The sequence below is a fragment of the Lactococcus cremoris subsp. cremoris KW2 genome (genome assembly GCF_000468955.1).
GTDB classification, from domain to species: domain Bacteria; phylum Bacillota; class Bacilli; order Lactobacillales; family Streptococcaceae; genus Lactococcus; species Lactococcus cremoris.
Genome location: NC_022369.1, coordinates 811,608 through 832,120, shown reverse-complemented (window position 1 = coordinate 832,120; position 20,513 = coordinate 811,608). Strand labels below are relative to the sequence as shown.

Annotated in this window: 12 protein-coding genes and 2 pseudogenes; 2 read left to right on the top strand and 12 right to left on the bottom strand. The window is 34.6% G+C overall.

Features of this window, described 5'->3' with window-relative positions:
- Nucleotides 1-110: 110 nt before the first annotated feature.
- From alr to pepV, 3 genes are all read right to left on the bottom strand, one after another.
- Complete coding sequence (gene alr, locus KW2_RS04015; RefSeq protein ID WP_021036985.1) at nucleotides 111-1,214, bottom strand: alanine racemase; 1,104 nt, start codon at nucleotides 1,212-1,214, stop codon at nucleotides 111-113.
- Nucleotides 1,215-1,250: 36 nt separating this feature from the next.
- Nucleotides 1,251-1,616 (bottom strand): holo-ACP synthase, encoded by a 366-nt coding sequence (acpS, locus tag KW2_RS04010; protein WP_021036984.1) that lies wholly within the window; start codon nucleotides 1,614-1,616, stop codon nucleotides 1,251-1,253.
- Between the two features lie 128 nt (nucleotides 1,617-1,744).
- Complete coding sequence (gene pepV / locus KW2_RS04005) at nucleotides 1,745-3,163, bottom strand: dipeptidase PepV (protein WP_014572862.1); 1,419 nt, start codon at nucleotides 3,161-3,163, stop codon at nucleotides 1,745-1,747.
- 314 nt (nucleotides 3,164-3,477) lie between these two features.
- Between pepV and KW2_RS04000 the strand changes: the two genes are divergently transcribed.
- Nucleotides 3,478-4,299 carry an SP_1767 family glycosyltransferase gene (locus tag KW2_RS04000; RefSeq protein WP_041168694.1) on the top strand — a complete coding sequence of 274 codons (822 nt, stop codon included), beginning with the start codon at nucleotides 3,478-3,480 and terminating at the stop codon, nucleotides 4,297-4,299.
- A 713-nt stretch (nucleotides 4,300-5,012) separates the two neighbouring features.
- On the opposite strand, the gene KW2_RS03995 is transcribed toward KW2_RS04000, so the two are convergent.
- From KW2_RS03995 to KW2_RS12385, 5 genes and pseudogenes are all read right to left on the bottom strand, one after another.
- Nucleotides 5,013-6,206: a glycosyltransferase family 8 protein gene (locus KW2_RS03995; protein ID WP_021036982.1), complete on the bottom strand. Its 1,194-nt coding sequence runs from the start codon at nucleotides 6,204-6,206 to the stop codon at nucleotides 5,013-5,015.
- A 203-nt stretch (nucleotides 6,207-6,409) separates the two neighbouring features.
- A complete protein-coding gene (locus KW2_RS03990; protein WP_011835510.1) occupies nucleotides 6,410-6,892 on the bottom strand; it encodes a sugar O-acetyltransferase in 483 nt (160 codons plus the stop codon).
- A gap of 183 nt (nucleotides 6,893-7,075) precedes the next feature.
- Nucleotides 7,076-8,011, bottom strand: a complete 936-nt coding sequence (locus tag KW2_RS03985) for a glycosyltransferase family 2 protein (protein ID WP_014735087.1) — start codon at nucleotides 8,009-8,011, stop codon at nucleotides 7,076-7,078.
- 43 nt (nucleotides 8,012-8,054) lie between these two features.
- Nucleotides 8,055-9,548, bottom strand: coding sequence for a helix-turn-helix domain-containing protein (locus KW2_RS03980; protein WP_021036981.1), 1,494 nt, complete (start codon nucleotides 9,546-9,548; stop codon nucleotides 8,055-8,057).
- 220 nt (nucleotides 9,549-9,768) lie between these two features.
- Nucleotides 9,769-9,882, bottom strand: a pseudogene (locus KW2_RS12385) (LPXTG cell wall anchor domain-containing protein); the annotation flags it as partial.
- A gap of 34 nt (nucleotides 9,883-9,916) precedes the next feature.
- Here KW2_RS12385 and KW2_RS12330 point away from each other — a divergent pair.
- Nucleotides 9,917-15,952, top strand: a complete 6,036-nt coding sequence (locus KW2_RS12330) for a hypothetical protein (RefSeq protein WP_051303727.1) — start codon at nucleotides 9,917-9,919, stop codon at nucleotides 15,950-15,952.
- A gap of 731 nt (nucleotides 15,953-16,683) precedes the next feature.
- Here KW2_RS12330 and KW2_RS12325 read toward each other — a convergent pair.
- The 4 genes and pseudogenes from KW2_RS12325 to asp1 all read right to left on the bottom strand — a co-directional run.
- Nucleotides 16,684-16,785, bottom strand: a pseudogene (locus tag KW2_RS12325) (KxYKxGKxW signal peptide domain-containing protein); the annotation flags it as partial.
- 189 nt (nucleotides 16,786-16,974) lie between these two features.
- Entirely contained in the window at nucleotides 16,975-17,397 is a 423-nt protein-coding gene (gene asp3 / locus KW2_RS03965; RefSeq protein WP_021036979.1) for an accessory Sec system protein Asp3, read from the bottom strand.
- Nucleotides 17,398-17,400: 3 nt separating this feature from the next.
- Entirely contained in the window at nucleotides 17,401-18,936 is a 1,536-nt protein-coding gene (asp2, locus tag KW2_RS03960) for an accessory Sec system protein Asp2 (RefSeq protein ID WP_021036978.1), read from the bottom strand.
- 4 nt (nucleotides 18,937-18,940) lie between these two features.
- On the bottom strand, nucleotides 18,941-20,506 hold the full coding sequence (asp1, locus tag KW2_RS03955; RefSeq protein WP_021036977.1) for an accessory Sec system protein Asp1: 1,566 nt from the start codon (nucleotides 20,504-20,506) through the stop codon (nucleotides 18,941-18,943).
- Nucleotides 20,507-20,513: the final 7 nt, after the last annotated feature.

Below are 20,513 nucleotides of genomic sequence, written 5' to 3'. Positions count from 1 at the left end.
CATTCTACCATAAAAAGATAATTTGTAAAGGCTTTTATGAGATAAAAATGAGGTTATCATCTATTTTTAACAGAGAACAAAAAAACTGTAAAAATACAGTTTTTTTAATTTTATTTATAGATTCTTTTGATTCTATCAGAAAGTAAGCAAAGCACTTCATAATTAATCGTTCCACGCCAATCAGCAACGTCTGTTGTCGTGATTTCATTAGCCTTATCTCGACCAATCAAAGTGACCTTCGTTCCCAAAGGGTAAGACTTATCAAGTTTTATCATCATTTGATCCATACAAACTCGACCAACAATCTCACAAAACTTTCCATCAACAAGCACTTTGAAACCTTGCATTTGACGGGTCCATCCGTCAGCATAACCAATTGGAACAGTTCCAATCCAAGTTTCTTCACTCGTCTCATAAGTTGCACCATAACCAACCGTTTCACCTGCAGCTATTTTTTTTATATGAGTCAATTCAGAAACTAAAGAGAGAGCGGGTTCAATTTCAAAAGGAAGTTCCAAAGTTTTACCACTTGGATTCAAGCCATACATTGAAATCCCTAAACGTTCAATAGCTTGAACTTGTTCCTTATGCCATAAAGCGGCGGCCGTATTAGTTGAGTGAACAAATTTTGGTTGACGTGATAATCCGGCCATAATTTTGTTAAATCTTGCCTGTTGATCTTTAAATTTTGTTTCATCAGCCATATCCGCAGTCGCAAAATGAGTGAAAATTCCTTCAAAATTAATCGCATATTTATCAGCAAGTTCAATCATCTGGTTCGCTTCTTCAACATCACGAATACCAATCCGACCCATACCAGAATCTACACCAATATGAATTTTTAAATCTGAAAGTTCTGCTTCTTCTTGAACAACCAATTTCAACCATTCTAAACTTGGGGCAGTAAGACTAATATTAAGGGCAGCTGCAATATCAACATCTTCTGGAACAATTCCGGATAAAACTAAAATCGGTTTAGTCACCAGATGATTTCGTAATTCAATTGCCTCATCTAGGTTTGATACACAAAAACCACCTACCAAATCGCTCACCGCTTTAGAAACCTCAACCGAGCCATGACCATAAGCATCTGCTTTCACTGCTGGCCAAATCTCTGCATTAGGGTTAATATGCTTTTTAAATTTTTCAATATTATTTCTAATCGCTTTTAAATCAACAATAGCTGAAGTATTACGATGTGGTGAAGTTTTCATCTTTTAAACCTTTCTCTAGTTTAAGCAAAATTTTTATTACTTCTTAATTTTTTCTAAAACAACAAAAGCAACTGCTTCTAAATTACTATGCGAAATAGATAAATGAACTTGACCATCAAAAGGATGTTTTGAAAAATAAGGTTTTCCCAATTCATCATTTTTTATTTCAAGATCATGCATTCCTAAAGCTTTACCAAATCCGGTACCATAAGCCTTAGAAAAAGCCTCCTTTGCCGCCCAGCGTCCAGCGAGAAATTCTGTTTTACGAGCAGTGGATTGAAAATTATTGTACTTTTCTAGCTCCATTGTTGTAAGAACTTGTTCCACAAAATGCTCTGAGCGTGTTAATGCTTTTTGAATTCGAGAAAGTTCAACATTATCAACACCTGTCCCAAAAACCATCCTTTCACCTCTATTTCTAGAATAAAGGCTAAAATCTGGCAAAGACTGCCAGATTTTTCACCTTTTGAAAACAAATTTTTATTAGTTATAAATTTTCTTAAAAGAGAGAATCTCTAAATTTTTATAACTTATTTTGCAAGTTCATAAATTGCTTCAGCATAAATCACTGCCGCTTTGTAGATATTTTCAACAGGTTTCATTTCATTCGCTTGGTGCATTGAATCTGGTTCACCTTCAAACATTGCTCCATAAGCAACACCACGTTCCAACAAACGACCGAAAGTTCCACCACCAATGATTGTTTCATAGCCTTTAAGACCAGTGTGTTTTTCATAAACATCAATCAATGTTGAGACAAGTGGGTCTGACATTGGAACATAGTGAGGTGTGTGGAGGTGTTTTGAAAGTTCAACTTCAACAACCCCATCAAGTTTAGCAAGAATTTCTTGCATACGCTCTGGGCTGTTCCCTTGTGGGAAACGGAAATTGAGGGCGATTTTCCCTTCACCATTTTCATCAAATGACCAAACACCGGCATTCATTGAGGTATTTCCCATCAATTCATCAACAAAAGCTGTCCCTAATTTTTCACCTTCATGATCTTCAAGAAGTTTTTCAGCCCCAACTTTAATGAAGGCAGCAGCACCGTCAGCAAAGTCAAATTGATTCAAGAACAAAGTAAGATAAGTTGCTCCATTAATCCCTTTTTCTGGCATCGCACCATGCGCTGATTTACCATAAAGCGTAATTGTTGCTTTTCCATCAGCCTCTTCAAGGTCAAAACGAAGATTTTTGCTTGCATGTTCAGCTACAAATTTTTCAAGTGCAGCTTCTAAATCTTTAGCGCCTGAAATCACTGCAGTTGCTGATTCTGGAACCATATTTTCTGCAAGACCTGCTTTAAAGCTGTGAAGAACAACTTGACCAGCATTTTTACCTGAGAAATGGAGATATTCTGTGATATTTCCTTTTTCACCATTGATAATTGGGAACTCAGCATCAGGTGAGAAACCAAAATCAGGCAATGGCAATTCACAGTGCTCAAAGTAGTAATCCATATCTGCCCAACCTGTTTCTTCGTTTGTACCAACGATGAAACGGATTTTTTTAGATAATGGAAGATTAAGTTCTTTCAAAATTTTGAGTGCATAGTAACATGCAACTGTTGGTCCTTTATCATCAGAAGCACCACGGGCATAGAGATTTCCATTACGGATTTCTGGCTCAAATGGATTTGAATCCCAACCAGAACCAGCAGGAACAACATCTAAGTGACCAATAATTCCGAGAACTTCGGCATCAGCATTTGCTCCGTTTTCATATTCAAAATGTCCAACATAGTTATCATAATTTTTAGTTGTATAACCATCACGTTCAGCAATTTTCAAGAAAGCATCCAAAGCTTTTCTTGGACCAGGACCAAATGGATTTTCAGCATCTGCATGCTCCATATCCATTGCAGAATCAATGCGCAAAAGGCTAAACAAATCTTCCATCAAAGCGTCTTTACGCTTTTCAACTTCAGCTTTAAAATCAATAGTTGTCATAATCTTCTCCTTGAAGTAGTATATTTATCTATTGTATCATAGTTACTCAACATGGTGCAATAAGTACTAATAAATATGAATTAAAGTAACTTTTCTTAACCACTTTCATCAGTAAATTTTCCTTCAAAATATTTTACTCAAATAAGTATCACAGCTATTAGGTAGTCATTTTATATTGTTTCAAAAACTGCACTAATAACGAGCTTTTATTGGCATCTTTATTACCTACCTTGTTACAGGTTATTATGTTATTCTAAAAATACTATTTAAAAAGATTATATATAAGGAGGATAAAGATAATATCATTGAACATAGTGGAAAATAATATACCTGATATCAAGATTAGATCAATCATAGAAACTGCTGATTTCATCAAAAAAAATAAATCATCTTTAGTTCGTTTTGGAGATGGGGAAATAGACATAATTAACCATAGCAGTATCCCTTATCAACCTTACAGCCCAGAGCTTGCTAAACAACTCAAAAATATCTTAGAAACACAAAGTGACGAAAAGTGCCTGGTAGCTTTACCCGATGTTTTTCAAAATTTGGAGAGATACAATAATTCTGCTCAGAATTTTTGGAAGGGCCATTTTGAAAGATACCACAATTTTTATCAAGAACTTCACAAATCTGATTGGTATGCTAATACTTTTATTTCTCGCCCATATATTGATCTTGAAGATAAAAGTAGCGCTGCTGAATCTTTTGAGGCTGTTAGAAGCTTATGGGAAGCAAAAGATATACTAATCGTTGAAGGGACCTCTTCTCGTTCTGGAGTTGGAAATACATTATTTCAAAACGCTAAGTCTATTTCTCGAATTATCTGCCCATCCCACAATGCCTATCAAAAATACAATGATATTTTAGAAAGTATTAAAACTTTTGGAAAGGAAAAGCTTATATTACTTATGCTAGGACCTACCGCAAAAGTATTAGGATTCCAATTATCCCGAGAAGGTTATCAAGCAATCGATATTGGACATATTGATTCTGAATATGAGTGGTATCAAATGGGGGCCTCATACAAAGTAAAATTACAACATAAACATACCGCTGAACATAATTATGACACAGATATCATTTTTCTTCAGGACAATGACTATGAAAATAGTATCATTGGACGTATCGAATAAAAAGATAAATCTATATGATGTATACCAAAAAGCTAGACTTTTGAAATCAAGTATAAGATACTTCATTTTTTTATTGTGAATAAGATAAACGATATTGAATTGGACTCATCCAGTTCAATTTTTTTAATTCGTTTTTCTATTATAGCAATGAATCCAAGAGAGGGCAGGATTATTTGGTCTCAAGTCATTAGAGAATCTTTGCTATGATTTCTTGCCTATTGGTTATAAGTCTACCGCTTTGAGTTTGAATTGTGTTTAATAAGTTATATTTTAACGTTTAAATTCTTTAATACTCCGAGCATAATAGGCATGAACCGAACTTTCAATGATTTGATACCTATTTAGACGATTATTTCTGTGCAATAAAGTGTTAACCTCCACTCCAAACCCTATCAAGATGATCTTGAACAACCTTGAATTTGAATTCAAAGGAATATTTTGTTTTAAGAAAAGACCTTTCATTTTTTGAAAGGTCTATATTCTTGGCTTCACATCAAAATTTTCCAATTTTTTGCTTTTTCAATCAATGAAAAAAATCTTTTATGACAATTGTCCACTAGTAATAAATTACTTTTTCTTGAAGCATATACATTTTTTAACCTAAGTTTTTTCTGCTAAATCCATTTTCCTTCACTAAAATTAATGGCTTCCCTTTCAAAAAAGTTTAAGTTATCACTAACAGCTTGAGAGTAGAAAAAGTATATTTTTAGAAATTATTGATTTTGCTCAATATATTCAAATATTTCAAGCAATGTATCACCAAACCAACCTTTTTCTAAATCTCCTCTTGCATCTGTTGTAGTGAAATTCGTTTTAAATCTCTCAAGTTGAAAATCTCTCTTTGCCAAATAATCAAATATAATCACTCCATTTTGTTGTCCCCCGTTCCCATCGTATCCACTTTTGAAATATATCCTATATTTTCCTAATAACACTCCTTCTGCAATATCAGTATCTAAAAAATTGATTTGCTTAAAGTTGGTACAAATCCTTTCGAGCAAGTTTATAATTTGTTCATTTTTCTTCGGATCTAAGAACATTTTCAAAGACTTTATTGGTCTATGTTTTTTCACTCTATATTCTTTTAAAACATTCCATACGTTCCAGAAGTACTCCTCAAATTGATCTCTTACTTCAATATGCTGCCAAGGCATTGAATGACTACCAAATTCGATAAAATGTCTTATTTTTATGTTTGCACGTTCTTTAATAAATAGTTGTGAACTCTCTGGTGCCTCTAGAATTGCCCAATTATTTAGCCAATTATCATCTTTTTGATAATTAAATCTCAATGGAAGATAAAATAATTCCCCACGAAAAGTATTATTTAAAAAAGTTTGATCAACATATAATATTTCAGAAAAATTTTCCATTAAATTTTTTAGTAATTCTTCTTTGGAGTTTTTTTGAATATATTTTTCAACATTAATCATGTAAACTCCAGAATTAAAATAGCCTCGCTTTGAAGAGTTTTTTTCATTGATAGCAAAAAAATAAAAATCAGGAATAACTCCGAGTATCTTATCTTGAGGTAAAAGACCAAAAATCTCTTCAAAACCTTCATAAATCAGTGTATCAGAATCTAAATATAAGAGTTGTGAATATTCTTCTAAAGAATATGGCATGAAGATTCTCCAACAGACAACATTATCAAAGATATTTGAAACATCACCTAATACAAGTTCTAAACTATCTGGTGGCATCCTGAAAAGCAAATTTACTTGCGTCTTTCTCATATCTAGAATCTCATAGAGTGTTTGCTTATTTTCGTCAGTAATATCATTACTCACAATAATGATATCCACCGGAAATTTTTCATCAATATTCATAATGATAGAGGTTAATGATGTAGCAACCAATTGAATGTAGTTTCCGTTTACTGTATAAAATATTCCTTTTCGTTTCATATAAATTCCTTCTTTTTCGCTATAATATTTATTCTTTAATTTTCAACATCAAACTTAAATGTAATTTTTGCAATTAGGATTTCAAAACGATTCCCTATTATTTAGCATTTTCTGACTATTGCAAAAAATAAAATTATGATAATCTAATTCCCCATTTTCATTCTTATTATATTTAAGATAAGACACTTATAAATTTATATAAGTCATAGTATTTTTATAATTTTAGCTGGATTTCCCCCTACGAGAACATTTTCTGGCACGGACTTTGTCACCACACTACCAGATGCAATGACTGAATTATTTCCAACAGTTATTCCTGGATTAATAACAGAACTCCCTCCAATCCAAACGTTATCACCAATAGTGACAGTCCCAGCCTCTAAAGAAAATCTCTTAGCCGGCTCTAATGAATGGTTGACTGTATAAATTGAAACTCCTGGTCCCAAAATTACATTTTTACCAAAAAAAATATCTCCATAATCTAAAAACGTACAATTCATATTTGCATGAAAAAAACCAGAAAAATGAATATTTGTTCCACAATCAAAATAGAAAGGAGACTCTATCGTGACATATAAATTTTCATTTACATTTAAAAGTTCCTTTATCTTTTGATTTTTTTCTGATTGTTCTATATTTGAAGAATTGATCTCATTTAAAAGTTGACGATTTTTATAGTTACTCATAATTTTTTTCCTTTTACTTATTACATGGGCCGATTTCAATCACCATATTTCAGATAGTTTTACTCCTTGCTAAGATAAGTATCAAAAACTAACCTACGCATTCATCTGTTACTTGTTATTTTATGAACTACATTTTCCATTCTTCCAAAATTAATTTTGTTTCCTAATATTTAAATTAATAATTTATTTTACATTATTAATAAGTTTTAATTTTTCACAAACTCGTCTATATTCAACCATTCTTCCTTTTTTTAAATGTTCTTTTTTATGAAGAGTTAATCGCCATTGATAGGCTGATACCTCTCTTGATATATCCCTACCAAGTGCTGCTAATAAAGTCAGACGTTCTTCTATGCTTTGAAGTGGAAAAACATGAGTTAAATCAACTGTCTGAGTGATGCTATCTCCAGATTTACGATGAATATATGTTTGACGATGAGAATATGTAATTTTTTTTGCATTTAAATATATCATATATGTCGTGTAATCATCTTCAACAGCTTTATCTTCTGGAAAAGCTATACCACTAAGTAATTCTCTTTTATAAAGTTTTCCCCAAGGTACTGTAAAGCACTGACTCATATTATTTTTAGAATTGTACTGTTCTTCGAACCATTCCTCCACCGTATATTCTTTTTCAAAGTAATTACTATAGTCCCCATAGAATGTAAATACTCCCTTATCCTCAGTATAAGTATAAAAATTAGCGGCTGCAATTTCTGCTTCATGCATTATCAATTGCTCATAAAGATTTTCTATATGCTCCTTTTCTAACCAGTCATCGTTATCTACAAAAGTTACATAGTCCCCCTTCAGTAGGGATAATAAAGTATTACGACTTGCCCCAACTCCACCGTTCTTCTTATGAAAAACGCGTATTCTAGAATCTTTTGCTTTGTAAGTTTCACAGATTTCTGTCGATAGGTCAGTAGAACCATCATTCACGACAAGAATGTCCAAATTAGGATAGGTTTGTTCGGCTATGCTTTTCAAACATTCTTCCAAATGCTTTTCTGAATTATACACAGGTATTGCAACAGTAATTAGAGGAAGAGGCCCCTTTAGTTTAGCCATGCTTTTATTCCTATTTGTTTGTTTTTCTTTTGATGATTCATTCATTTTCTATTTCTCCTAGTACTTTCTAATAATTTATATTCTGTAGCTATTCTTTGTTTCTACTCTTCATCCTTTCTAATACAATTTGTTCACATGCGGAATAAACAGCAAAAATATCTCGACTTAATATTTCGGGACTAATCATAATTTCTGGAATTGTTATTTCTTGAGTTGAAGTTTGATTTGTATTTAATATCAAATCAAACTGATCTTTTGCATCAAAGATTTGACCAAAACTTATATTAAATTTAGATTGTAAAATTGTCTTCAATGTCTGCTCAATATAACCTTCAGTGAAAATAGGCATGTCCGTTTCCAAACCAATTTTTATCTCTTCTTCAAAATCATGGGGAGAAAAGACTGAAATGTATGTATGAACATAAGCAAAAGGCAGTGAATCAAGTACTTTTCTCTCCAATTCTAAATTATTTTCATACACAATTTTTTCTATTTTTTCAAAAAGTTGTGGATATTCTTTCTTCATTTGTTTATCTAAATAATCACTGGATAATTTAAAAATAGTATTATTAAACAGTTTTATATTGATTAATTCCGAAAATAAAACCGATAAAAATTTTTCCCATTTATGACTTTCAACAGTCAACTCTGGATGTTTCAATTTGACAAAATCAATATATTGCTCGATATTTTCAGATAGGGGAGCTGAAATACTAGTCACCTTTTTTAATAAAGTTAAGGCTGGTGCATTAAAGTTATACTCTGGAAATAACATTATAAAATATATAAGAAATTTAACTTCACTATCTGATAGCAGAAAATTATTTTTGATACTATCAAAAATTGAATTTTCTAGAATCAAATCTTCAAAATCAATTAGAGAATCTGTTTTAGAAATTGAATAACCTGACTCACTTCGTAAAATGTTAATTCCAAAAATAAGTAATAATTTCTCCCGCCTACTATTGCACATTTTTCCAAAAATCTCAGGTAATGTATCCTCTAGTTTTTTTGATAATTTTTTTTTAGATAAATTTGGGAATGGCCATTTCACTCCTCGATAAGTTGACCACAAAAAAGAAATGAGAGCTAACCTAATATCCTTCTCCTCACCTATTAGATTAATTCTATTTTTTTGAATACAAACTTGGACTCCTGATGTAGAAATCACTTTATTCACTTCAGTTATTTTACGTCTTGCAGTAGATTCGGCCAAATAATTCTCAGTACAATATTTATCAAATACAATTTGAGAGTTCGAAAGAAATTTAATCGCCAAACTTAAAATAGGGGAATCTTCAATTATTGCTACTCGTAAGATATATCCTTCTTGTTTATTGCCAGAAAAGACATATCTTTTTTTCTTAGTGAAAATAATGGCCTTTCGGCCAATTAATTTAATTGCCTCACTATTTATTTGGTCAATATATTTTGCAATTGTCCTACGATTACGCCTCAAAACTTCTATCAATTCCCCCATTTCATATCCATCTACTTGTTCATAAAGATATTCTAATAATAAAAATTCATAATAAATTTCCTTACCATAAAATTGCTCAATATACTTCTTATTTACTTTCATTTCTCTTTTCCACGTTTAAAATTCTTATATACTTAGAATAAAAATTATATTTTTTAATTCTAAAAATCATGTTATTTAAGAAGGTAATCTAATATTACCTTCTTAAATAACACAGTTTTCACTGTGTTATTGTTCCTATAATTTAAGAACAGATAACTTAATTTATTTTTGTAAATAATTTAAGTTTCTCATTATATGGTCATTTAATTCATTTTGTGAATTAAGCTTTCTTATCATCTTTTGATTTTCTTCTTCCAACCAATGCTCCAAGAGCTCCAAATAAACCTAGGCCAAGTCCCGTAAGATTTGAACCACTAGTTTCACCTGTTTTAGGTAAACTTGTACCTGTCGTACCACTACCACCAGCTGTGGAACTGCTAGAATTTCCGTTTCCAATTGACTCACTACCATTTGAGTTTAAATTAGGATCAGTTGTTGAGTCTGAAAGAGACGTTGATTCGGTCAACGATTCTGAAAGTGAGGTCGACTCTGATTTAGAATCTTGTGCAGAATCTGACAATGAATCTGAAAGCGAGCTTGACTCTGATTTAGAATCTTGTGTTGAATCTGACAATGAATCTGAAAGCGAGCTTGACTCTGATTTAGAATCTTGTGTTGAATCTGACAATGAATCCGACAATGAATCTGAAAGCGATGCTGACTCTGACTTAGAATCTTGTGCAGAATCTGACAATGAGTCTGAAAGCGAGCTTGACTCTGACTTAGAATCTTGTGTTGAATCTGACAATGAGTCTGAAAGCGAGCTTGACTCTGATTTAGAATCTTGTACAGATTCTGACAACGAATCTGAAAGTGAGGTCGACTCTGACTTAGAATCTTGTGTTGATTCTGACAACGAATCTGAAAGTGAGGCTGACTCTGACTTAGAATCTTGTGCAGAATCTGACAATGAGTCTGAAAGTGAGGTCGACTCTGACTTAGAATCTTGTGTTGAATCTTGTACAGATTCTGACAATGAATCTGAAAGCGAGCTTGACTCTGATTTAGAATCTTGTGTTGAATCTTGTACAGAATCCGACAACGAATCTGAAAGTGAGCTTGACTCTGACTTAGAATCTTGTGCAGAATCTGACAATGAATCTGAAAGTGAGGTCGACTCTGATTTAGAATCTTGTACAGATTCTGACAACGAATCTGAAAGCGAGGCTGACTCTGACTTAGAATCTTGTGTTGAATCTTGTACAGAATCCGACAATGAGTCTGAAAGTGAGGCTGATTCTGACTTAGAATCTTGTGCAGAATCTGACAATGAGTCTGAAAGCGAGCTTGACTCTGATTTAGAATCTTGTACAGATTCTGACAACGAATCTGAAAGTGAGGTCGACTCTGACTTAGAATCTTGTGTTGAATCTTGTACAGATTCTGACAATGAATCTGAAAGCGAGCTTGACTCTGATTTAGAATCTTGTGTTGATTCTTGTGTTGATTCTGACAACGAATCTGAAAGTGAGGCTGACTCTGACTTAGAATCTTGTGTTGATTCTGACAATGAGTCTGATAGTGAGGTCGACTCTGATTTAGAATCTTGTGTTGATTCAGTCAACGATTCTGTCAAGGACTCGCTTAAGGATGTTGATTCGGTCAACGATTCAGTTAGGGATTCACTTAATGAGGTTGATTCAGTCAACGATTCTGTAAGAGATTCACTTAATGAGGTTGATTCAGTCAACGATTCTGTCAAGGACTCGCTCAATGATGCTGATTCAGTCAACGATTCGGTAAGAGACTCGCTCAACGATGTTGATTCGGTCAACGATTCGGTAAGAGATTCGCTTAAGGATGTTGATTCGGTCAACGATTCGGTAAGAGATTCGCTTAAGGATGTTGACTCAGACTTAGAATCTTGTGCAGAATCTGACAATGAGTCTGAAAGCGAGGCTGACTCTGATTTAGAATCTTGTACAGAATCTGATAATGAATCTGAAAGTGAACTTGACTCTGATTTAGAATCTTGTGCAGAATCTGACAATGAGTCTGAAAGTGATGTCGACTCTGACTTAGAATCTTGTGTTGATTCTGACAATGAGTCTGAAAGTGATGTCGACTCTGACTTAGAATCTTGTGTTGATTCTGACAACGAATCTGAAAGTGAGGCTGACTCTGACTTAGAATCTTGTGCAGAATCTGACAATGAATCTGATAGTGATGCCGACTCTGATTTAGAATCTTGTGTTGATTCAGTCAACGATTCTGTAAGAGATTCGCTCAACGATGTTGATTCGGTCAACGATTCGGTAAGAGATTCACTTAAGGATGTTGATTCGGTCAACGATTCAGTTAGGGATTCGCTCAATGAGGTTGATTCGGTCAACGATTCTGTCAAGGACTCACTCAATGATGCTGATTCAGTCAACGATTCTGTAAGAGATTCGCTTAACGATGTTGATTCAGTTAATGATTCTGTAAGAGATTCACTTAAGGATGTTGATTCAGTTAATGATTCTGTAAGAGATTCACTTAATGAGGTTGATTCAGTCAACGATTCAGTTAGGGATTCGCTTAATGAGGTTGACTCTGATTTAGAATCTTGTGCAGAATCTGACAATGAATCTGAAAGTGAGCTTGACTCTGACTTAGAATCTTGTGCAGAATCTGACAACGAATCTGATAGTGAGGCTGACTCTGACTTAGAATCTTGTGCAGAATCTGACAATGAATCTGATAGTGATGCCGACTCTGATTTAGAATCTTGTGTTGATTCAGTCAACGATTCTGTAAGAGATTCGCTCAACGATGTTGATTCGGTCAACGATTCTGTAAGAGATTCGCTCAACGATGTTGATTCGGTCAACGATTCTGTAAGAGATTCGCTTAACGATGTTGATTCAGTCAACGATTCTGTAAGAGATTCGCTTAACGATGTTGATTCAGTTAATGATTCTGTAAGAGATTCGCTTAACGATGTTGATTCAGTTAATGATTCTGTAAGAGATTCACTTAAGGATGTTGATTCAGTTAATGATTCTGTAAGAGATTCACTTAATGAGGTTGATTCAGTCAACGATTCAGTTAGGGATTCGCTTAATGAGGTTGACTCTGATTTAGAATCTTGTGCAGAATCTGACAATGAATCTGAAAGTGAGCTTGACTCTGATTTAGAATCTTGTGCAGAATCTGACAATGAGTCTGAAAGTGATGTCGACTCTGACTTAGAATCTTGTGTTGATTCTGACAACGAATCTGAAAGTGAGGCTGACTCTGACTTAGAATCTTGTGTTGATTCAGTCAACGATTCGGTCAAGGACTCGCTTAAGGATGTTGATTCGGTCAACGATTCAGTTAGGGATTCGCTCAATGAGGTTGATTCGCTCAACGATTCGGTCAAGGACTCGCTCAATGAGGTTGATTCGGTCAACGATTCAGTTAGGGATTCGCTCAACGAGGTTGATTCAGTCAACGATTCTGTAAGGGATTCGCTTAAGGATGTTGATTCAGTCAACGATTCTGTAAGGGATTCGCTTAAGGATGTTGATTCGGTCAACGATTCTGTAAGAGATTCGCTTAAGGATGTTGATTCAGTTAATGATTCTGTAAGAGATTCACTTAATGAGGTTGATTCAGTCAACGATTCAGTTAGGGATTCGCTTAATGAGGTTGACTCTGATTTAGAATCTTGTGCAGAATCTGACAATGAATCTGAAAGTGAGCTTGACTCTGATTTAGAATCTTGTGCAGAATCTGACAATGAATCTGAAAGTGAGCTTGACTCTGATTTAGAATCTTGTGCAGAATCTGACAATGAGTCTGAAAGTGATGTCGACTCTGACTTAGAATCTTGTGTTGATTCTGACAACGAATCTGAAAGTGAGGCTGACTCTGACTTAGAATCTTGTGCAGAATCTGACAATGAATCTGAAAGTGAGACTGACTCAGACTTAGAATCTTGTGCAGAATCCGACAATGAATCTGAAAGTGAGGCTGACTCTGATTTAGAATCTTGTACAGAATCCGACAATGAATCTGAAAGCGATGCTGACTCTGACTTAGAATCTTGTACAGAATCCGACAATGAATCTGAAAGTGAGGTCGACTCTGATTTAGAATCTTGTGTTGATTCGGTCAACGATTCTGTAAGAGATTCACTTAATGAGGTTGATTCAGTCAACGATTCTGTAAGAGATTCACTTAATGAGGTTGATTCGGTCAACGATTCAGTTAGGGATTCGCTCAATGAGGTTGATTCAGTTAATGATTCTGTAAGAGATTCACTTAATGAGGTTGACTCAGTCAACGATTCTGTAAGAGATTCACTTAATGAGGTTGACTCAGTCAACGATTCTGTAAGAGATTCGCTCAACGATGTTGACTCAGTCAACGATTCTGTAAGAGATTCACTTAATGAGGTTGATTCGGTCAACGATTCAGTTAGGGATTCGCTCAATGAGGTTGATTCAGTTAATGATTCTGTAAGAGATTCGCTCAACGATGTTGATTCGGTCAACGATTCAGTTAGGGATTCGCTCAATGAGGTTGATTCAGTCAACGATTCAGTAAGAGATTCACTTAATGAGGTTGATTCGGTCAACGATTCGGTAAGAGATTCACTTAATGAGGTTGATTCGGTCAACGATTCGGTAAGTGATTCGCTTAATGAGGTTGATTCGGTCAACGATTCTGTAAGAGATTCGCTCAACGATGCTGATTCAGTCAACGATTCTGTAAGAGATTCGCTCAACGATGTTGACTCAGTCAACGATTCTGTAAGTGATTCACTTAAGGATGTTGATTCGGTCAACGATTCTGTAAGAGATTCGCTCAACGATGTTGATTCAGTTAATGATTCTGTAAGAGATTCACTTAATGAGGTTGACTCAGTCAACGATTCTGTAAGAGATTCACTTAATGAGGTTGACTCAGTCAACGATTCTGTAAGAGATTCGCTCAACGATGTTGACTCAGTCAACGATTCTGTAAGAGATTCACTTAATGAGGTTGATTCGGTCAACGATTCAGTTAGGGATTCGCTCAATGAGGTTGATTCAGTCAACGATTCAGTAAGAGATTCACTTAATGAGGTTGATTCGGTCAACGATTCGGTCAACGATTCGGTAAGTGATTCGCTTAATGAGGTTGATTCGGTCAACGATTCGGTAAGAGATTCGCTCAACGATGCTGATTCAGTCAACGATTCTGTAAGAGATTCGCTCAACGATGTTGACTCAGTCAACGATTCTGTAAGTGATTCACTTAAGGATGTTGATTCGGTCAACGATTCTGTAAGAGATTCGCTCAACGATTCTGTAAGTGATTCACTTAAGGATGTTGATTCGGTCAACGATTCGGTAAGTGATTCGCTCAACGATGTTGACTCAGTCAACGATTCTGTAAGTGATTCACTTAAGGATGTTGATTCAGTCAACGATTCTGTAAGAGATTCACTTAATGAGGTTGATTCGGTCAACGATTCGGTAAGTGATTCGCTTAATGAGGTTGATTCGGTCAACGATTCTGTAAGTGATTCGCTTAATGAGGTTGATTCGGTCAACGATTCTGTAAGAGATTCACTTAATGAGGTTGATTCGGTCAACGATTCAGTTAGGGATTCGCTCAATGAGGTTGATTCAGTCAACGATTCGGTAAGAGATTCACTTAATGAGGTTGATTCGGTCAACGATTCTGTAAGAGATTCGGTTAGTGAATCACTCAATGATTCGGTTTCAGTGGCTGACTCTTTTGCTGATTCAGAGGCTGACTCTTTTGCTGATTCTGATTCAGAGGCTGATAACACGCTGTCTGATTTCGAAGTAGATTCACTTAGCGATTCTTCAATTGATTCAGAGTCAGATACTCGTTCTGACTCTGAAACTGATTCAGTCAACGATTCTGTCAGCGACTCGCTCAAAGATGTTGATTCGGTTAACGATTCTGTAAGAGATTCGCTTAAGGATGTTGATTCGGTTAACGATTCGGTAAGAGATTCGCTCAACGAGGTTGATTCGGTTAACGATTCTATAAGAGATTCGCTTAAGGATGTTGATTCGGTTAACGATTCGGTAAGAGATTCGCTCAACGAGGTTGATTCGGTCAACGATTCGGTTAGAGATTCACTTAAGGATGTTGATTCAGTCAACGATTCTGTAAGTGATTCGCTCAATGATGTTGATTCGGTCAATGATTCGGTTAGAGATTCACTCAACGATGTTGATTCGGTCAATGATTCTGTCAGCGACTCACTCAAGGATGTTGATTCAGTCAATGATTCTGTCAGCGACTCACTCAAGGATGTTGATTCAGTCAACGATTCTTTTTCTGATTCAGATTGTGATCCAGGATCAGTATCTGATTCTTTTGCTGACTCAGATTGCGAGTCTGTCAAAGATTCAGTTGTGGAGTCAGATTGTGATTCCTCTGTTGACTCAGACTCACTAACAACTGGAATGTAAGGAGTCAAATCTGCATCTACATGTTCACTGTGAATGGTATATTCTGGGTTTGTGTAGATCAACTGAGGATGTACTTCTTGCCCCTTGGCTTCAGGATGTGCTAGAATAAATTCTTCCCATACTTTATCCCAATCAATATTCATCGTAATTGGAACTCCTGAGCGAATATTCCCAGTATACTCAGCCATAGGTCCATAATACGTATTACTATCACCAATTTGGAAATAAAGCTGTACGGAACTTGCAATACCGTTTGATCCACCAGGAGTAAGGACTACGTCATTTGTACTAAAATCAAGTCCTGTTGTTCCATCAAAATCAGAGTGGCTCTCTCCAGCATCTCCAAGTCCTACGTAGCTCCATTGAAATAAACTACGAGGAGTAATAGATGTAAGTTGACTTTCTGTTGCAGTTTCAGATGTAGGATTAGCTGTTTCAGATGTCACACTTGTAGTACTGAGTGAGATTGTTACACTCTCTTGTTGTGCGAGTACGCTTTGAGAAGTTTCCTTAATTGTTGCTGGAGTTTGTTCTTGTGCGGCAGCATGAGTATCAGTCAGAGTCCCCCCTAAAGCCCCTAAACCAATACCGGCAGCTAAACCTCCAGCAATTTTCAGAGTCCTGCCCCATGAACTACTATCCTCATCATCATAAACTCGTTGATAAGAATCACGTTGTTCTAATTTAACTTGAACTTGTTGCTTAGATTTTTTTGATAACTTTAGCCAACTAAAATGTGTAGTACTAGAGAAAACCCAAAATTTACCGGATTTATGCATCTTAAAGCGCGTAACTTGTTTAAGTAGGCCTTTGTTTTTTTTATGTTTCTGCATTCGTAACTTTTATTTCCTTTTTTGTAAAAATTTTTCTTAAAACGCTTTTAATTAGTCAAGGGACAATTTCACCCCAATTTTTTAAAACATTCTAACTCTATGGAGACATTTACCTCTCACTTTCTCTCATTCAAGATTTTTCCTTGTATATAAGAGGAGAACCTTGTAAACCTAAGAAATCAAAAAATATTATTCTTCCGTAAGTATCATCTCTCTAAATGAAAGTCTTTTTAAACCTGTACTCAATATTGAAATTTTGTAGTGATAAGCTTCCATTGGATATTCAAAGGTTTCTTGATCTAAATCTAAAAAACAATAACCTACACTTTCCGATACACGATTAAAAAATTCTATTTTAAGTAATGTAGAACCCTCTGGAAAAATTTCGCCATTTAATTTTAATCGATATTTGTTTCCGCGCCTTAACAACGGCAACTGAAGAACTGAGCGTTCATCAAAATATCCTATATCGCTATCCCAAGAGACTAACTCAGCCCCAGGAGAAAGTAACGAATTTTCAAAGATTACTTCTCCATCCTCTTGATAAGAAATCATCGTACCATTTCTAAAAAATGATAATAAGCTTTGATTCCAAATAATTTTAAAGAACACTCTTTACTCCCTTTCAAAATCTTCTCTCAAAATACGTTGATGTTGTCCAAAAAACCAATCATTAATAGCCCTATTGTTATCGCCGTGGCGACCAACAATTCCTTTACTGATAAGCCGACTATTTTTACTTATTAAATGTTCCCTAATATCTCGATAGGCATTTATGTCATAATCTTCATTAAGCATATGGGCTATGACAAACGTCGTTTGTTCATAACTACCACGATCAAAAACTGTCCAAAATCGTTCATTTAATTGTTGACTTTCTTTTTCAGATAAACCACCTGTTAAACTATATTGAATATCTAATCCCGCAGCAAAACCTCCTGGTCTAATTAAGCGGTCATTTTGAATAACATCGCCAAGATTTGCAATGGCTTTCCCTGCTAACACAGCATGTGGCGTAAGTGTTTGGGCATAATACAAGGCTCCGTAGGACCCCATAGATAAACCAGATAAAATCAATTCTTTATGTGTAAACCCTAGATAACTTAGACTATTTTCAACTACTTGTACCATTTTCCCTTCAAGTTCTGGACTCCCAATATAAAAAGCTCCTCCTGCAAGTCTTGAATCTGTGATTAAAAGAAAAGGCGCGCCGGACTTCTTCATCCTATAGAATGCTTCAAAACTTTTTCCTGAGTGAAATCCCGAAAAATATACAGTCAAAGGTGGCTTCAAATCGCCTGGGTTAAAATAATAATAAAGGTCTTGATTATGTTTATCCTTGATTCTTTTACCGCCCAAAAGATAATCCCCTAAGCCATTTCTTGAATCTTGAATGTGTAAGATTCCTACTTCAATTCGGCCTTCACCTTCGGCAATTAAACTAAAGCCTAGACTTCCAAAACCATTCTCATATTGGATATCTATTCCTTCACTAATCGCCTTTTCATCATAGACTCGTCTATCAATGCGGTCACTATTCCCTCGTTGAAGAATATCAACCACAAAATGAATTCTTACACCTTCTTCATGTTCAATTTGTAAATATATTTTCCGACCAATTTGATTCATGAATCCCATGTTCATTTGCCATGTAAGCAATGCTGCATTTTTTAAACTCTGATAATCACCGTCTAGTCTCAAAAAACTTTCACCAAATAGTGTTTTTTCTCCTTTAAATTGCGGATGAACCATTATTGTATTTGTATGTAGTGTAGAGCCACCTTGCCATTCAAAAAAAGAAGAAGTAAATATTTCAATGATTTTTTGCTTATTAGATAAATTCATAAACAAAGGTAATTTTTTCTTTTTCATTTCTGCTGTCATTACTTTTTCAAGACGTTCATCCAAGATCAAGCTATAAGCTTCAATTTTTAATTCTAAAAGCTCTAAAATTTGATTATTTAGCGCATCTGTACATAAAACTCCGCTAAAAGCTCCCCGCTTTCTCAAAGTCATTATACGTTTCACGCTATCTGTCGTAGCAGATTCTAAATCTAAATAAATCCATTCCAGCTTTTCCTTTTGCAAGTCTGTTAAGAATGGGGTCCAATCTTCTAGTCCAATTTGTAGTATTTGAATCTTGTTTTCCACAATATTATTCCCCCACAATTCGAGATAATTTTCTTTGCAATTGAATCCCCGAATGTTCTTTAATTTGTTGAACTGAAAATACTCGCGCCTCTTGCCAATGTTTTAAACTGTCGAGGTAATACACGAGCGCTTCTTGAAAATTTTGAGACGAATTTAATATCCAGCCATTTTTTTTGTGTTCAACATACCGTGTTTCTTCTTTGATAATTTGAGGAACCCCTGAACTTAAGCCGGCAATTTGAGTAAATAAATCAGGAATAGACGCTAAATCAATAATTAAACGAGTTATATTCATAATTTTAAAGAATTCATCGTCATTATCTAGCACAAGTATTTCTAAATCCTCCTGAAACTCTTTTAACCACAATGCTTCCTCAGACATTTCTCCGTAAAGTACATTTTCTATTTTATTTTCACCCTGCTCATTTATTGCATCAAAAAGTTCAATTTCCAAAAGGCTATCTTTATATTTTTCTTCTAAATATAAATTAAGTTTTTGACTAACTCTCTGCTGTTCCGTAAGGTTGTTCGTTCGAAAAATGAGTTGAACTTTACGGTCTTTCTCAATAAAAACGTTGGCACAATAAGGAATAAGTGACTCTATTAAAAATTGAGTTTGATTTGAAGAAATTTTACGTAAATCAATAAAAATGACTTCACTGGAGTACTCTTGACTTTTACTTAAAGAAAATCGAGTATCATATGGACTTAAGAGATGTAATTTGGGAGTTTTATCAAAGTGGGATTCAATTTTTTTAAATGCATCCTCAGTATCTACAATAAATGAATGAACTTTCATATTTAAATCTACAAGTTTATTTATATTTTCTTTAGAGTAAGGGTACCGTTCCTTAAAAAAGGATAAAATCATTCGATCCTTTAATGGACTTTGCTCTATCCATGAAATATTTCGCTCATCTACAGAAATTAAGAGCGGATGAGTGGATTCAGAATCAACTAGCAGCTCAACACAAGCCCATTTCAACTCATTAATTGTTTGATATTCTAAGGATTCCAAACCATTTTTATTTTGAGGATTGACTTGGCATTTTTCGCTTTTAGAATCAATGTAGAAAATCCACTCTTCTTTTGTGTCTAGATAAACTTCTGCAACAACTTGTTTGTTTTCAAATTTCTGATATCGAGATACAAAACCTCTGTCATCATAATAGTCAATATAATCATATTGATTTGACTTCATATATCGAACTTCTTTGATTTGATTTCCTTCACCAAAATATATTTGCCCAATTCGTTCATTACCTATCTCCACATTTATGCAAAATGGTGTGAAATGAAAATCTGCTTCTTTGGGGAATTTCAACTCCTCTAAAGTAACTTGTCGTTGTTCAAAATTTTGACTTCCCTGCAAATAGTCGAAAACACTTTTATAGTTACTTTCCAATAAATTATAGTGATGCAAAAAGTAACGTAATGAAGGAATATAATCTCTAATAATTATTTGATAAGGCTCTCCAGATTCTTGATAAGCTTGAATTTGCCCCATTAAATCATCATTTGAAAGTCCACCATAGGAAATATTTTCCCAAGAAGGAATAAAAGTAAGCATAGATTCT

Coding starts and splice junctions, on each gene's coding strand:
- alr (WP_021036985.1), bottom strand. CDS start 1,214: ATGAAAACTTCACCACATCGTAATACTTCAGCTATTGTTGATTTAAAA.
- KW2_RS03985 (WP_014735087.1), bottom strand. CDS start 8,011: ATGAATGAATCATCAAAAGAAAAACAAACAAATAGGAATAAAAGCATG.
- KW2_RS03980 (WP_021036981.1), bottom strand. CDS start 9,548: ATGAAAGTAAATAAGAAGTATATTGAGCAATTTTATGGTAAGGAAATT.
- acpS (WP_021036984.1), bottom strand. CDS start 1,616: ATGGTTTTTGGGACAGGTGTTGATAATGTTGAACTTTCTCGAATTCAA.
- asp1 (WP_021036977.1), bottom strand. CDS start 20,506: ATGCTTACTTTTATTCCTTCTTGGGAAAATATTTCCTATGGTGGACTT.
- KW2_RS03995 (WP_021036982.1), bottom strand. CDS start 6,206: ATGAAACGAAAAGGAATATTTTATACAGTAAACGGAAACTACATTCAA.
- pepV (WP_014572862.1), bottom strand. CDS start 3,163: ATGACAACTATTGATTTTAAAGCTGAAGTTGAAAAGCGTAAAGACGCT.
- KW2_RS03990 (WP_011835510.1), bottom strand. CDS start 6,892: ATGAGTAACTATAAAAATCGTCAACTTTTAAATGAGATCAATTCTTCA.